Source organism: Stenotrophomonas rhizophila, assembly GCF_001704155.1.
GTDB classification, from domain to species: Bacteria; Pseudomonadota; Gammaproteobacteria; order Xanthomonadales; family Xanthomonadaceae; genus Stenotrophomonas; species Stenotrophomonas rhizophila_A.
Window position 1 is genome coordinate 105,001 of the sequence record NZ_CP016294.1, and the last position, 14,749, is coordinate 119,749.

A 14,749-nucleotide genomic window follows, 5' to 3' on the forward strand; every position below is an offset into this window, starting at 1 on the left:
TGTTCCTCCCGATCTCTACGCATTTCACTGCTACACCGGGAATTCCACTACCCTCTACCACACTCTAGTCGCCCAGTATCCACTGCAATTCCCAGGTTGAGCCCAGGGCTTTCACAACAGACTTAAACAACCACCTACGCACGCTTTACGCCCAGTAATTCCGAGTAACGCTTGCACCCTTCGTATTACCGCGGCTGCTGGCACGAAGTTAGCCGGTGCTTATTCTTTGGGTACCGTCAGAACAACCGGGTATTAGCCGACTGCTTTTCTTTCCCAACAAAAGGGCTTTACAACCCGAAGGCCTTCTTCACCCACGCGGTATGGCTGGATCAGGCTTGCGCCCATTGTCCAATATTCCCCACTGCTGCCTCCCGTAGGAGTCTGGACCGTGTCTCAGTTCCAGTGTGGCTGATCATCCTCTCAGACCAGCTACGGATCGTCGCCTTGGTGGGCCTTTACCCCGCCAACTAGCTAATCCGACATCGGCTCATCTATCCGCGCAAGGCCCGAAGGTCCCCTGCTTTCACCCGAAGGTCGTATGCGGTATTAGCGTAAGTTTCCCTACGTTATCCCCCACGAAAAGGTAGATTCCGATGTATTCCTCACCCGTCCGCCACTCGCCACCCATAAGAGCAAGCTCTTACTGTGCTGCCGTTCGACTTGCATGTGTTAGGCCTACCGCCAGCGTTCACTCTGAGCCAGGATCAAACTCTTCACTTAAAAACGCATAGTCCGAGGACTAAAAATTTAAAGCTGCAGATGCTTGACCGCTGGCAACGTTTCGCTTGCTTTAAAACAATTGATATGTTGCTTGATCAAACGTCTGCAAGATGGACAAATCATCCTTCCTGCAGGCGCCTTCACAAGATACCTGCGCATACTGTCAAAGAACTTGGGAGTCGGCCTCAGCGCCTTTCTCCGTGTGCCCCGACGTTTCCGTCGTTGCGAGCCGCCCATTATAGCTGGCTTTTCCGCTTCGTCAACACCCTTCTTCAAGGGCCGCCTCACCGAAGTGGACGTTGTTGCCGATGCTGCTTCGCCGTGCGACCCGAAGGTCTTTTCGTCGAAGCGAGCCGCCTATTATGTCAGGCTTTTCGTTTCCGTCAACACCTTGTTTCGAAGGATGTTGCCGCCGCTTTGGCTTGGTGTTCACCGGGGTGAAGACCGCGTCGCAGCGAGGGAGCGAATACTAAAGACTTCTCGAAATTCGTCAAGCGCTTTTTTCAATTCGTACCGACAAACGCCCGGTACCTGCCGTGTGTGGGCACAGCGCCAACGGCGATGCGCAGCACGCGCGTTGCGCGTGCTGCGCAGGGCTGCCAACAATGCAGCTTCTTGTCGTCAGGGAAGCATGCGTCATGTCTGCGGTTGCCAAGCGTTCGTTGTTGCGCGATCTCTCATTGCCCGCCGTGGTCGCAGGCTTCATTACGGTGCTGGTGGGCTTTGCCAGTTCCGCGGTGATCGTGTTCCAGGCCGCACAGGCGGTCGGTGCAACGCAGGCGCAGATCGCATCGTGGATGTGGGCGTTGGGCCTGGGCATGGGCGTGACCTGCATCGGGCTGTCGCTGCGCTACCGCGTTCCCGTGGTGACTGCATGGTCGACCCCTGGTGCCGCGATGCTGGTGGTAGGCACGGGCGCAGTGGCCTATAGCGATGCCATCGGGGCATTCGTACTGGCGGCGGTGCTGGGGATGCTGGCCGGCTTCTCCGGTGTGTTCGCCAAGGTCATGCGCCGCGTGCCGATGGCGTTGGCCGCCGGCATGCTGGCCGGCGTACTGCTGCGCTTCGGGTTGGAGGTGTTCGTCTCCATGGGCACGCAGCTGGGCATGGCGCTGGCGATGTTCGCGACCTGGCTGGTCGGGCGCCGGCTTTTCCCCCGTTACGCCGTGATTGCCACCCTGCTGGTGGGCGTAGGCGTTGCCGTTGCACAGGGCCTGCTGCATGCCGAACAGCTGCGGCTGGAACTGGCCACGCCGGTGTTCACTTGGCCTACCCTGTCTTGGCCGGCGGTATTCGGCATCGCCCTGCCCCTGTTCGTGGTCACCATGGCCTCGCAGAACATTCCCGGGGTCGCCGTGATCCGGGCGTCCGGCTACGACACCCCGATTTCCCCCGTCATCGGCTGGATCGGCGTGGCCAACACGGTGCTGGCCCCGTTCGGCGCCTACGGCCTCAACCTCGCGGCGATCACGGCGGCCATCTGCATGGGACGCGAAGCGCATGAGGATCCGGCCCGGCGTTACGCCGCTGCCGTGGCTGCCGGTGCCTTCTACATCGTGGTGGGCCTGTTCGGCGCCACGGTGGCCGCGGTATTCGCCGCCTTCCCGAAGGAACTGGTGGCCTGCGTCGCCGGTATCGCCTTGTTCGGCACCATCGCCAACAGCCTGGCCATGGCCCTGCGCGAGGAAAGCGACCGCGAGGCCGCACTGGTCACCTTCCTGGTGACCGCCTCAGGCCTGTCGCTGGGCGGGATCGGCTCTGCCTTCTGGGGCCTGGTGGCCGGCGGCATCTGCCTGCTCGCCTTGCGGCCGCGCGGTCCCGCCCTGCCCTGAGCGCTGACCGCGCTTACTGGGGCAGGACGCGGAGGGTCTGCACCAGGCTGTGGCGCGCGCCCGGGGCCAGGGTGACCACGTCCGGGCCGGCGTTGGCCGCCTCCAGGCACACGTAGTGCTTCCAGCCGGCGCCGACGTCGGCCATCTTCGCCGCTCCTGCCTGGCCGGGGTTCCAGGCCACCAGCGAACGACTGCCCTGGGTACTGATCTCGATGCTGCGCTTGAGCCCAGGGTCTTTCAGCACGTAACGGCCACCGGCCTGGGTATAGATGCGGTCGCTGCGGCCGGGGTCACGCGGGTCGTTGAGCGACCAGTCGCCCTGTTGGGTGCGCGGGGTGGCGTAGTTCTCGAACTTGTCCAGGTAGGTCAGGCCATCCAGCCCGGACACGCTGACCTGCATGGCGTCGCTGACCTTGAAGTAGTTGTGCAGCGCCTGGGTGAAGGTGACCGGCTGGCGGCCGGTGTTCTCGGTGACCAGGCGCTGTTCGAGGGTGCGGCCGACCCGCAGCTGCATGCTCAGGCGCAGGTCGAGGGTGTCCAGCGCCGGCGGGGCGAGGGTCAGCACCACGGTGCCATCGGCTTCGCGCTGCGCGCTCTGCAGGGTCCATGGCACGTTGCGCACGAAGCCATGCGAGGGCACGTCACTGCCCTGCCCCTGTTTGCCGAAGTACGGCCAGCACACCGGGCTGCCGCCGCGGATCGGGGTGGGCAGCGCCTGCGCGGTGGGCGACAGCCACAGCACGTCCTGGCCGCCCTTGGGAATGAAGGACAGCAGCTGCCCGCCAAACACGGAGATCGCGGCAGTGGCCAGCGGGGTTTCCACCTTCCAGGCCGGGAAGCCCTGGATGTCGACGATGCTCAGGCCCTCGAGCTTGGGCAGCGCGGCGTCGGGGACGGCCGGCGACTGCACGAGGCGGGCGTGGTTGGGCGGCAGGGAGAATGCGGTGCTGTCGGGCATGGCGGTAGTGGGCTTGGGTAGAGGGGGTGCGCTGCGCAGCGCGGTGAGGATGCGTTGGCCGGCGCGGCCGTCCGGATTGGGCCAGCCCAGCGCCTGCTGTTCGGTCTGGATGGCACGCCGCGTGGCAGTGCCGACCATGCCATCGGCGGCACCGATATCGTGGCCGCGTGCCAGCAGCAGGGTCTGCAGCTCGCGGCGTTCAGTGCGGCCAATGCCGGGATCGTCGGTGGGCCAGGCCGCCACGATGCCGGGGCCGCCGCGCAGGCGGTCGGCCAGGGTGGCAATGGCCAGGGCATAGCTCTCCGCAGCGTTGTAGGCGTAGATCGCGTCGTAATTGCGGAACACCAGCCAGGCCGGGCCCTTGGCGCCGGTGGGCAGCAGCAGCGCGGCGTTGGCATCCTCGGGCAGTCCCGCAGGCGCGAGCGCGCCGCCGCCGATGGGGGCAATGCCCAATGCCCGCCAGGCCGCGAGCGGCTTGCGCTGGGTGCGCCCGGCCAGGCTGGCGTTGAAGCCGGCGGGGATCGTGACTTCGATGCCCCACGGCTGGCCGGTACGCCAGCCGGCCTGCTTGAGATAATTGGCAGTGGAAGCCAGCGCGTCGGGAATGCTGGCGACCAGGTCGCGGCGGCCATCGCCATCGCCGTCCACCGCGATACGCGCATAGGTGGAGGGCATGAACTGGGTGTGGCCGAAGGCGCCGGCCCAGGAGCCGGTCAGGCCATCGGCACTCAGATCACCGGCGTCGAGCAGCTTGAGCAGGGCCAGCAGCTCGCCGCGGAAGAACGGCTGGCGGCGGCCGTTGCAGGACAGCGTGGCCAGTGACTGCAGCAGCGGGCGCTTGCCGAATACGCGGCCGTAATCGCTCTCCACGCCCCAGACCGCGACGATGGTGGCCGGATCGACGCCGTATTGCGCGGATACGCGGGCGAGCAGGGCGCGGTGCTCGTCCAGGCGGGCGCGGCCGTCGTCGACGCGTTGGGTATCGACCAGGGCGGCCAGGTAATCCCACAACGGCGTGGTGAACTCCGGCTGCGCATCCAGCAGCGGCAGCACGCTCAGGTCCGGGGTGAGGCCGGCGGTGAGCCGGGTGAACCCGGCCGCGCTGACGCCCTGCTTGAGCGCCTGCGGCTGCAACGTGGCCAGGCAGCGGTCGAAATCGTCCTGCGGCGCGGCAGCGGCCGGGGCGCTGGCCAGGCACAGCGCGCCCAGCAAGCCGACGGTGGTAAACCTCATTGGCGTGAATCCCTGCAGCCAAGTGTTACCGCATCATAGCGGCAACCCACGCGGTTCAGGCCCGTTCCAGCAACCGCAGGCCGAAGGCGGGGGCATCGGCATTCCACTGCATGCGCACGCGCAGGCCGGCCTCGGCGATCAGCGCGCCGAAGGCGGCGTCGGTGTACTTGTGGCTGTATTCCACCGTCATCGCTTCGCCGTCGGCGAAATCGAACGCGCGGCCGGCCACGTGCACCCGCTGTGCGCAACGGCTGACCAGCTCGGTTTCAATGCGCAGGCGCGGCACGCTGTAACGCGCGCGGTGCTCGAAGCCGTCCAGGTCGAAGTCACTGCCGATCTCGCGGTTGAGCCGGCGCAGCAGGTTGAGGGTGAACGCCGCCGTGACCCCGGCCGCATCGTTGTAGGCCGCTTCGATCAGTGCCGGGTCCTTGTGCAGGTCGATGCCGATCAGCGCCAGCCCGGTGGGGCCCATGGTCTGGCGCATGGCATCGAGCAGCGCCACGGCATCGTCGTGGGCGAAGTTGCCAAGCGTGGAACCTGGGAAGAACAGCAGCCGGCGTGCCGGTTCGCGCTGCGGTTCGGGCAGCGTTACGGGGCGGGTGAAGTCAGCGCAGACCGGCAGCATCTCGATCTCCGGCAGCGCTTCGGCCAGGCGTGCCACGCTGTCGAGCAACGCCGCGCGCGAGATCTCGATGGGGGTGTAGGCCACCGGATCGGCCAGGGCATGCAGCAGCAGCTCGGTCTTGCGCCCGCTGCCACTGCCGAGTTCCACCACGTGCAGGTGCGGCCCCACCGCGCGGGCGATCTCGGCGCTGACCTGCTGCAGCAGCTGCAGCTCGGTGCGCGTGGGGTAGTACTCCGGCTGGCGGGTGATCTGTTCGAACAGCTGCGATCCGCGTGCATCGTAGAAATACTTGGAAGGCAACTGGCGCGGGCGCTGCGACAGGCCGTGCAGGATGTCGGCGGTGATCCGCGCGCGGCCCGGCTGCAGGTCGGTCAACGCATCCAGGGCATCACTGACAGTGCTCATGCGGCATCCTTGGCCAGGCGCAGGCCGGCGAACTGCCAGCGCGCCGACGGTGCGAAGAAATTGCGGTAGCTGGGACGGATGTGGTCGGCCGGGGTGGCGCAGCTGCCGCCGCGCAGTACCCACTGCCCGCACATGAACTTGCCGTTGTATTCGCCGAGGTTGCCTTCGAAGGTACGGAAACCGGGATAGGCCCCGTAGGCACTGCTGGTCCACTCCCAGACATCGCCGAACAGCTGCAGGTGGCGTGCGTGCGCGCTGCCCTGGTCGGGCGCGGCCGGATGCAGGCGCCCGCTGTCGGCGAAGTTGCCCTGCGGCGCCTGTCCGGCGGCGGCCGCTTCCCATTCGAACTCGGTGGGCAGGCGCGCACCGGCCCAACGGGCGTAGGCGTCGGCTTCGAAGTAGCTGAGGTGGCAGACCGGTGCATCGGGGTCGAGCGCGCGCCAGCCCGCCAGGGTGAACTCGCGCGCCAGTGCGTCATCCCAGTACAGCGGGTGCTGCCAGTGTTCCTGCTGGCACAGGCTCCAGCCCTCGCTCATCCAATGGGCGGGTTCTCGGTAGCCCCCGGCTTCGACGAAGCGGCGGAACTCGCTGTTGCTGACCGGGCGGTTGGCCAGCGCATGGGCAGGCACCAGCACGCGGTGCACCGGCGATTCGTTGTCATAGGCGAAGGCGGCATGCGCCGGCCACGCGGGCGCGCCGATCTCCACGATCTGTTCCGGGCTGTGGATCCACGCCAGCGGCGAGGCGGTGCCGGTGCTGCGCGGCAGGTCGTCGCGGTAGGCCGGCTGCAGCGGGTTGCTCCACAGCGCGTGCTTGATGTCGGTGAGAAGCAGCTCCTGGTGTTGCTGCTCGTGGTGCAGGCCCAGCACCAGCTGGCGGGTGGCCTGCTCATCCAGTGCATCCGCCTGCAGCGCCGCCAGCACGCGCTGGTCGACCAGGCTGCGGAAGCGCAGCACCTCGTCCAGTGAGGGCCGCGACAGCAGGCCGCGCTGCGGCCGCGCATGGGCCGGGCCGATGCTCTGGTAGTAGCTGTTGAACAGGTAATGCCAATCGGCGTCGAACGCGACGTAGTCCGGCTGGGTCGCCAGCACGAAGCGCTCGAAGAACCACGTGGTATGGGCCAGGTGCCATTTGCTCGGGCTGGCATCGGGCATGCTCTGCACCATCGCATCTTCGGCGCTGAGCGGTGCAGCCAGGGCCACGCTGCGGGCGCGTACCCGGGCGAACTGGGCCGCCAGTGCGGTGGCAGCGGTGACGGCGGTAGGAGGCGGGGCAACGACGGCGTTCATCGCACGAAGGATCGGCGAGCATGGGTGAGCGCGATGTCATGGCGCGGCGTACGCGGTGTTACGCCGTTCAAGTTGAATAGGCGATCAGGGCAGCGCGTCGAGATAGAGCCAGCACCCATCGAGGCGCACGAAGCGGCTGTGCTCCTGCATCTTCACCGCGCTGCCGCCGCCGATCCGATAGCGCGCGGTGAAACGCACCTGGGCGTGGTCGGCATCCTGCAGGGTCTGTTCGTGCACGGTCAGACCCAACCAGTGCGTGCGCTGCCCGGCCGGCTCGTCCAGAGACAGGGTTTCCGGGCGGGTATCGGGGTGCCAGCTGGCCAGAAGGTATGCGGGCAGCTGCTTCACATAGGCGCTGTAGCGCGAGCGCATCAACGCCTCGGCATCGGGCGCGGCGTCACCGGCGTGGAAGCGGCCGCAGCAGGCGGTGTAGGCGACGGGGCGGCCGCAGGGACAGGGATCGGCAGGGGTCATGGGCGTATTGTGCCGCGGGGAGGCGTATGCTGGCGCGCTTTCCGCCGTGATGCGCTGCCGTGTTCGAGCTGGTTCCCCCTGAACTGTTGTGGTTGGTGGCGATCGCCTTCATCGCCGGCCTGGTCGATGCCGCCGTCGGTGGTGGTGGGTTGGTGCAGTTGCCCGGGCTGTTCACGGTGCTGCCGCAGCACACCCCGGCGATGCTGTTTGGTACCAACAAGTTCAGTTCGATGTTCGGCACCGCCGCAGCGGCATTCCGCTACGCGCGCAATGTGCGCTTCCCCTGGCGACCGGTACTGTTCGCGGCCGCCACGGCCTTCGTGTTCTCGTTCGCCGGGGCCACGGCGGTGAGCCTGCTGCCCAAGGACGCGGTGCGCCCGCTGGTGCTCGTGCTGCTGGTGGCGATGCTGGGCTACACGCTGTGGAAGAAGGACTTCGGCGCCCTGCACCGGCCGCGCGAGATCGGCCGCAAGGAACTTGCCACGGCGCTGGCGATCGGCGCGGTGATCGGCTTCTACGACGGCTTCTTCGGGCCGGGCACCGGCAGCTTCCTGATCTTCCTGTTCGTGCGCTTCTTCGGGCTGGATTTCCTGCGCGCCTCGGCCGCCTCGAAGGTGGTCAACCTGGCCACCAACGTGGCCGCGATCTCGTTCTTCGTGCCGACCGGCAACATCCTGTGGCTGTTCGCCATCCCGATGGCCACCGCCAACATCGTCGGTTCGGTGGTCGGGACCCGGCTTGCGCTGCGCGGCGGCACGCCGTTCATCCGCAAGCTGTTCGTGGGCCTGGTGGTGGTGCTGATCGCCCGGATGGGCTGGGACACGTTCGCCGGCTAGGCAGGTCAGTCCTCGACCTGCCCGGCCGCAGTGCGGGTGCGCTCGGGAAGCTTGAGCCGCTTGCCTTCTTCGTCGTACTCGATCAACAGCACGCCGGAGTCGTGGCGGCCGCTGATCTCGACGAAACAGGCACCGCCGATGAAAGGCTCCAGCGTCATCACCGATTTCAGCGGGGTGGCCACCACCATCTGGAAGCCGAAGTTCTCGAAGATGTTCATCGCCAGGGCGGTGAACTCGTTGTCGGCCTTGTCGAACGCTTCGTCCAGCACCACGGCGGCGTAGCTGGGCAGCTGGCTGTCGGCGCCGCCGAGCTGGTAGCGCAGCGCCGCCGCCAGGCAGGTGGTGGCCAACTTCTGGCGCTGGCCACCGGACTTGCCGGCGCCGCTGCGGTAGATCTCGACCTGCTGGCGGGTGGCAGCGTCCAGTTCCACGCCGATGAACTCCACATGCAGGCGTACGTCGAGCACGTTCTCGCGCCAGCGCTTGTCTTCGCCTTCCTGCGAGCCCAGCCGCTTGACCAGCTCGCGCAGCACGGCGAACTGGGTCTCGGCGACGTCGCGCTCTTCGGTCTGGTGATGCGACAGCACTTCGCGCAGGTGCTGGTGGAACTCGAGCACTTCCGGCAGGCGCCGGTCGCTGAGCTCGATGGTCAGCAGGGTGCCGCGGTTGAACGGCACCTGCTCCAGCGATGCATTGACCTCGTCCAGCCGCTGGCCGATCGACTTGCGCGCTTCGGCGCTGTGCCGCTGCAGGGCCAGCAGGTTGTTCTTGCTCTGGTTCTGCAGCAGGTCGAAGAAGCGCTCCTCGTGCTGCGGCAGGCCATCGCGTTCCAGCCGCGCCAGGCGCGCCAGGTAATCCTCCGCGGAAGCCACCGAGGCGGTGAAATCACCGGACTCCTCCGGCCACGCCTGCGCGAAGCGGCGGAAGCAGCCCACCAGCTGGGTCTCGACCCGGTGCACGTCCTGCTGGGACGAGGCCAGGCTTTCGTTGATGCCCTTGCTGATCTCGCGCATGTGCGCTTCCAGCGTTTCCAGGCTGAGCCCGCCGAGCAGATCCAGGCGCTTCTTGAGCCCGGCTTCCTGGGTGGCGCCCAGCGCCGGCAGCACCAGGGCGCGGCTGCGCTGGCGCTGGGCATCGAGCTTGTCGCGCTCGCGCGAGAGCTGGATGAGCTCGACCCGGGTGTCTTCGTAGGTGCGCCGTGCCTGCACGATGTCCGCCCGGGCCTGGTCGATCTGCTGGGCCAGGCGGGCCAGGTCGGTGTTGCCTTCGCGCAGCTCACGCAGTGCCGTTCCGATGTCCTGCAGGCGTTGCAGCGCGGTGGCGACGTCGACCTCCTCCCACGCCACGTTCACCAGCTGGTGGCAGGCCATCCGACGCTCGTTGTCGAGGTCACGCTGGCCGCGCAGGCGCACGACATCCTCGTCGCAGGCCGCAATGCGTTGCGCCAGTTCCTGCGCTTCGCGGCGGAACAGCGCCAGCTTTTCCTGGTTGTTGAAGCCCAGCAGCCAGCGACGGCGATCGCCGATCGCGCTGCGGTCATCCTTCTCGAACCGGTCGCCGGGATGCTTGACCTGGCCTTCGCGCGAAATGCCGCGTTCGACATCGCGCAGCTGCCTGGCATCGACGCACTCATAGTCGAAGCGCTTGCCCAGCTCGCGGCGCAGCCATGGCTCGAACACGCTGTCGCGCAGCTCCAGCTTGTGCAGCAGCGAGCGCGCGGACGGCGAGCGTGCGATCGCGTCGTCGTTGCGGCGGACCCGGTAGTAGGTCAGGCGCATGCCCAGCTGGGTGCGATTCACCCAGGCGTTGATCTCGTTGTAGTGCTTGTCCTCGACCAGCAGCGACTGTGCAAAGCCGAACAGCACGCGCTCGATCGCACCCTGCCAGGCACTCTGGTCCTCGTGGACCTGGATCAGCTCGCCCACGAACGGCAGTGCGGCCTCGGGCACGCCGGTTTCTTCGGACATCCGGCTGCGCAGCTTCTGCAGCGGCGCGGGAATGCTCGAGGGGTTGCGCTCCATGGCCTCCAGTTCCGCGCGGACATCGGCGAAGCGGCGGGTATCGTCCTGCTTGCCAGCCTGGCGCTCGGAAATGGCGTCATCCAGGGCTGCGGCGGCCTGCTGGCGGTTGTCGAGTTCGCCCTGCGCGCGCGCAACCAGCGCAGCGAAGGCATGGGCGTCATCGGGAAGTTCGTTCTGCAGCCTGGCGGCGGCCTGGCGGGCCTGCTCGCGCTTGGACTGGCGGCGGTCCAGTTCGGCCTGGGCCCGGCCCTGTTCGCGTTCGAGTTCCTCGATGCGCTCGCCGCCCTGCTGGCGACGCTGCAGCTCCAGCTCGGCCAGGTGCTCCTCATGGTTGGCCAGGGCCTGCCGGCGCTGGGTTTCTTCACCCTGCAGCCCGCGGTTGCGCACATCGATTTCCTGCAGCCGCTTCTCCAGCAGCAGCTGCAGGCGCGACTCGCGGAAACTGTCCAGGCCCAGCTTCAGCGTCTCCTCGTCGGCACGCTGCAGGTTCATCGCCTTCAGTTCGGCATGCAGCGCGCGCGCCGGCAGCAGGGTTTCCACCTGCAGGCGGGCGGTGACCACCGACTTGTGCGCGCCATCCAGTTCGGCGAAGTCGCTGACCAGCCGTTCGGCGGCATCGAAGGTGCGCGGCGTATCCAGCATGAAGTCGCGCAGGAAGACGTTCAGGTCGCCCAGGTTCTTGGCCGACTGCGTCTTGTGCAGCAGGCGCAGCGCCATTTCATTGTCGATGCCCAGCAGGTGCCGGAAGCGCTCGGCGTAGCCGGTGAAGCTGTCGAAGTGGTGTACATCGCCCAGCCGCTGCTTGAGCTTGCGCAGGTCCAGGTCAAAGCCGCCCAGGTCCTTGGCGATATCGAACGGACGCTCGGCGATGAGGTAATGCTTGCGGACGTCGGCGGCGGCCGCGCCGTTGCCGGCGATCCAGAACAGCCGCACCAGGCTGACCACGCGACCATCGCCGGCGCGGTACTCCAGCACGAGCGCGGTCCAGGTTGCGCCCTTGCGCAGGTATTGGGTGGCAATTTCGCCGGTGCCCCGGTCCTGCTGGTCCGCCCATGCGCCACGCACGTAGGAGACCAGGTTGCGGTCGCGGCCGCTGCGTTCGGCTTCGCGGGCGGCGGCGTTGAAGTCCACGATCGACGGCGGCACCAGCATTGCCGACATGGCATCGAGCAGGGTCGACTTGCCCGAACCGGAACGGCCGACGAACAGGAAGCCGCGCTCGGCGATCGGAACTTCGGTCAGGCCGTTGAAGGTGCCCCAGTTGTGCACCTGCAGCCGGCGCATGCGGAACTGCTGCTGGCGCGGGTCCGGCAGCCCTTCGGTGAACAGGGCAGGAGTGTTCTTGGAGATGGCCATGCGTTATCGGTCGTTCCGTTCAGGCTTTGGCAGCAGGGGTTTCGCGCAACTGGCGGTACACCGACGAAAGTGCGGACACGTCTTCGGCGGAGAACAGCAGCTTCAGTGCGGGCGATACTTCGTGCCGGTCTTCCTGGCCCGCCAGGCGGGTCAGGATGTGGTTCTCTTTCATCTTCTGCACCGCCGCCGCGACGCGACGGTTGAACCCGGCGCGGTCGGTGGAGAGGTTCTTCTCGTAGATCGCCAGCGCTTCGGCCATCTCGGTGTCGGCCACGACCGCGCGATTGCCACGCGCGTCGGCCTCGGCCAGCTGCTGGCGCAGGTACAGCAGCAGCACCGAATCGATGAAGGTCAACGGCGAGCTGCGCAGCAGCACCGGCGCTTCGACGTCTTCGGTGTCGGCCTGGCGGGTGAAGGCCACGCCACTGTCGCGGTCCAGCACCAGTTCCAGGAACAGGTCGGCCAGCGAGGAGCGGATGGCCGCTTCACTGCGGATCAGCGCCGGCCACAGCTTGGGATGGCGCAGCTGGTCGATGCTGGGGCCGATCAGCAGCTGGCACAGCGCGCGGCGCCCATCCAGCGGCAGCCGGCCGGTGTCGCCCAGGTAGTAGACGTCGTTGTTCCGCCGCGGCAGCGGCGTGACCACCACCGGCTCGGCGTCGAGGTCGGGTGCGTCACCGTCGATCAGGGTGGCGTCGTTGGAATCTTCATGCCAGCTCATGGCGTTTCTCCTGGGTGAACCAAACCAACGGGATACGGGCCCGCCGCCACTGTCCATCGCCGCCACGCCAATGCGCGGTTTCCTGTTCGCCTTCCACCACCGTGCCGTGGCGCGTGCCCAGCGACAGGTAGCCGATCACGCTGCCCAACCCCTGCGGCGCGTCGCGCTGCGACAGGGCCTGGGCAATGCTCAGCTTCGGTTGGATGGCCAGCAGGTCGTGCAGGTCGCGGCGCAGGGTGCGGAAGTCGATTTCCGACGAAGCCACCAGGTCGCCGACGCTTTCCAGCGAAATGCTGGCGGCATCGTTGCGCTGCACGCTGCCATCGACGTGGGCGCTGCGCGGGTCATGCAGTTTCCACTGCGACCACGAGCGCAGGCGGCTGGTGGTCAGCTGCAGGTCGCGGCCGATCGGCCGCTGGGCGGTGAATTCATCGCGCAGCGCCAGTGCTTCGGACTGCGCCTGCTTGAGCAGCTGGTTGAGCCGGCGCTGCTCAAGATACCCACGGCTCTGCACGAAGCCGCGCAGGCTGCGTGCGAAGTGCTGCAGGACATCGTGGACCTGGCCGCCGCGGTCGAGCATGGTGCCGGTGAAGCCGCGCAGGAAGGCGCGCTCGTCACGGTCCAGCTTGCGGGCAAAGCCGCGCGCGAGCACGGTCTCCAGCGCCGCATCCAGCTGGGCGCTCTGTTCGGCATCGTTGAGCAGCCGCCAGAACGCCTGGAAGCTGCGTCCGGCGTCGCTGTCGCCGATCACATCCACGCCCTCGAACAGCCGCGACAGCACGTCGCCGCGTTCGCTCTCGTCGTCAATGATGCGTTCGCGGAACTCGCGGTTGAGCCGTTCGAAGTCGTCGCGGACACGGCGGAAGTCTTCGGTGAGATCGTCGGCCAGGCCGATGATCTGGCGCGCCCGTTCCAGCGCGCGCTTGCCATCCAGGGTCGCCACGCGGCCAACCCCGACCCGCGCGATCTCCGCGTCGATGCGGTCGCGCTCGTCGCGCAGCGCCGACAAGCGCGCGTCCGGATCGGATTCGGTCTGCGCGGCCAGCTGCGAGAGCTGCTCGATGACCAGCGCCAACCGGCTTTCGGTGGCCGCCACGCGCGTCTGCTCCAGGCTGTCGGCGAAACGGATCGCCTGCAGCGCCTGGGTGGACAGTTCGTACTGCTCCTGGTCGGCGCCCTCGGGCAGGCGCCGCTCCAGCCAGCCCTGGGCCAGCCAGTGGGCGATGTAGGCCTGGGCGGTGCGCGGCAGCTCGCGCGACAGTTCTTCGCCATTGAGCTGGTCCAGCGCGCGCTGCAGGCGCTCGTGCAGCGCTGCCGCCGGCAGGGTGCGCTCGCCGTCCATCAGCAGGCTCTGCAGCAGGCCGATGATCTCCGGGGCGTTGGCAGCGGCCAGCAGCTTCCACTGGGGCTGTTCGCGCAGGGTGCGGTAACGGGTGATGCGTTCGCGGTGCTTCATGCAGCCAGGACATCCGGATAGACGCCGCGCGGCCAGGCGCCGCGCAGCGGGAGGGGCATCGGCCCGGCACGCTCATGCCGGGCGCGCGGCGTACTCAGCGCTTGCCGCCCACTTCGATGAAGCGCAGGAACTCGGCCCGGGTGCGGGCGTCTTCACGGAAGCTGCCCAGCATCTTGGAGGTGACCATGCTCACGCCGCGCTTGTGGATGCCGCGGGTGGTCATGCACTCGTGCGCACCTTCCACCACCACGCCCACGCCGATCGGCTGCAGCACGTCCTGGATGCACTGGGCGATCTGCGCGGTCATCTTCTCCTGGACCTGGAAGCGGCGGGCATAGGCCTCCACCACGCGGGCCAGCTTGCTGATGCCCACCACCTTGCCGGCCGGCAGGTAGCCGACGTGCACGCGGCCGATGATCGGCGCCATGTGGTGTTCGCAGTGGCTTTCGTACTCGATGTCGCGCAGCACGATCAGTTCGTCGTAGCCGGCAACCTCTTCGAAGGTCCGTTCCATGTAGGCGCGCGGGTCGTCGCGGTAGCCGCTGAACCAGTCGCCATAGGCTTCGGCGACGCGCCGCGGGGTGTCCAGCAGCCCTTCACGGGTGGGATCTTCACCGGCCCAGCGCAGCAGGGTGCGCACGGCCGATTCGGCCTCGTCCTGGGTCACCGGGGTCACGTCGTTGTCTTGTTTGCTCATTACATACAGCACCCGAAGGGGGGCGAGCATCGTACCCGACAGAGCCCCCGGGCGTCCCCCGGCCGTTGGGCTGCGGTTGGGTCGGGGGTATTGATAGGAATGAAATTAGTAGTATCCTATCTATCT

General features: G+C 67.4%; 10 protein-coding genes and 1 rRNA gene (1 of these 11 cut by a window edge). 2 read left to right on the forward strand and 9 right to left on the reverse strand.

All coding sequences use genetic code 11. The features are described from left to right. Positions 1-720, reverse strand: a 16S ribosomal RNA gene (locus tag BAY15_RS00380); it reaches 827 nt to the left of the window's first position. A 638-nt stretch (positions 721-1,358) separates the two neighbouring features. On the opposite strand from BAY15_RS00380, the gene BAY15_RS00385 reads away from it, so the two are divergent. After that, a complete protein-coding gene (locus BAY15_RS00385) occupies positions 1,359-2,552 on the forward strand; it encodes a benzoate/H(+) symporter BenE family transporter (RefSeq protein WP_068847937.1) in 1,194 nt (397 codons plus the stop codon). A 13-nt stretch (positions 2,553-2,565) separates the two neighbouring features. Here BAY15_RS00385 and BAY15_RS00390 read toward each other — a convergent pair whose 3' ends face one another. From BAY15_RS00390 to BAY15_RS00405, 4 genes are all read right to left on the reverse strand, one after another. Beyond that, the gene (locus tag BAY15_RS00390; RefSeq protein ID WP_068847939.1) at positions 2,566-4,743 is read right to left on the reverse strand and encodes a lytic murein transglycosylase; all 2,178 of its coding nucleotides are present in this window, start codon (positions 4,741-4,743) and stop codon (positions 2,566-2,568) included. A 55-nt stretch (positions 4,744-4,798) separates the two neighbouring features. Then, complete coding sequence (egtD, locus tag BAY15_RS00395) at positions 4,799-5,773, reverse strand: L-histidine N(alpha)-methyltransferase (RefSeq protein WP_068847941.1); 975 nt, start codon at positions 5,771-5,773, stop codon at positions 4,799-4,801. Beyond that, positions 5,770-7,062: an ergothioneine biosynthesis protein EgtB gene (gene egtB, locus BAY15_RS00400; protein WP_068847943.1), complete on the reverse strand. Its 1,293-nt coding sequence runs from the start codon at positions 7,060-7,062 to the stop codon at positions 5,770-5,772. The genes egtD and egtB overlap by 4 nt, the downstream gene beginning before the upstream one ends. A gap of 84 nt (positions 7,063-7,146) precedes the next feature. Continuing rightward, complete coding sequence (locus BAY15_RS00405) at positions 7,147-7,536, reverse strand: YchJ family metal-binding protein (protein ID WP_068847945.1); 390 nt, start codon at positions 7,534-7,536, stop codon at positions 7,147-7,149. 59 nt (positions 7,537-7,595) lie between these two features. Here BAY15_RS00405 and BAY15_RS00410 point away from each other — a divergent pair, with 59 nt between their 5' ends. Then, a complete protein-coding gene (locus tag BAY15_RS00410; RefSeq protein ID WP_068847948.1) occupies positions 7,596-8,372 on the forward strand; it encodes a sulfite exporter TauE/SafE family protein in 777 nt (258 codons plus the stop codon). Positions 8,373-8,377: 5 nt separating this feature from the next. On the opposite strand, the gene BAY15_RS00415 is transcribed toward BAY15_RS00410, so the two are convergent. From BAY15_RS00415 to folE, 4 genes are all read right to left on the reverse strand, one after another. Continuing rightward, positions 8,378-11,749 (reverse strand): ATP-binding protein, encoded by a 3,372-nt coding sequence (locus BAY15_RS00415; protein ID WP_068847950.1) that lies wholly within the window; start codon positions 11,747-11,749, stop codon positions 8,378-8,380. A gap of 19 nt (positions 11,750-11,768) precedes the next feature. Beyond that, positions 11,769-12,470 carry a DUF4194 domain-containing protein gene (locus BAY15_RS00420; RefSeq protein WP_068847952.1) on the reverse strand — a complete coding sequence of 234 codons (702 nt, stop codon included), beginning with the start codon at positions 12,468-12,470 and terminating at the stop codon, positions 11,769-11,771. Next, complete coding sequence (locus BAY15_RS00425) at positions 12,457-13,926, reverse strand: DUF3375 domain-containing protein (protein ID WP_068847954.1); 1,470 nt, start codon at positions 13,924-13,926, stop codon at positions 12,457-12,459. The genes BAY15_RS00420 and BAY15_RS00425 overlap by 14 nt, the downstream gene beginning before the upstream one ends. A gap of 94 nt (positions 13,927-14,020) precedes the next feature. Beyond that, positions 14,021-14,623, reverse strand: a complete 603-nt coding sequence (gene folE, locus BAY15_RS00430; RefSeq protein ID WP_068847956.1) for a GTP cyclohydrolase I FolE — start codon at positions 14,621-14,623, stop codon at positions 14,021-14,023. Between the last annotated feature and the right edge of the window lie 126 nt (positions 14,624-14,749).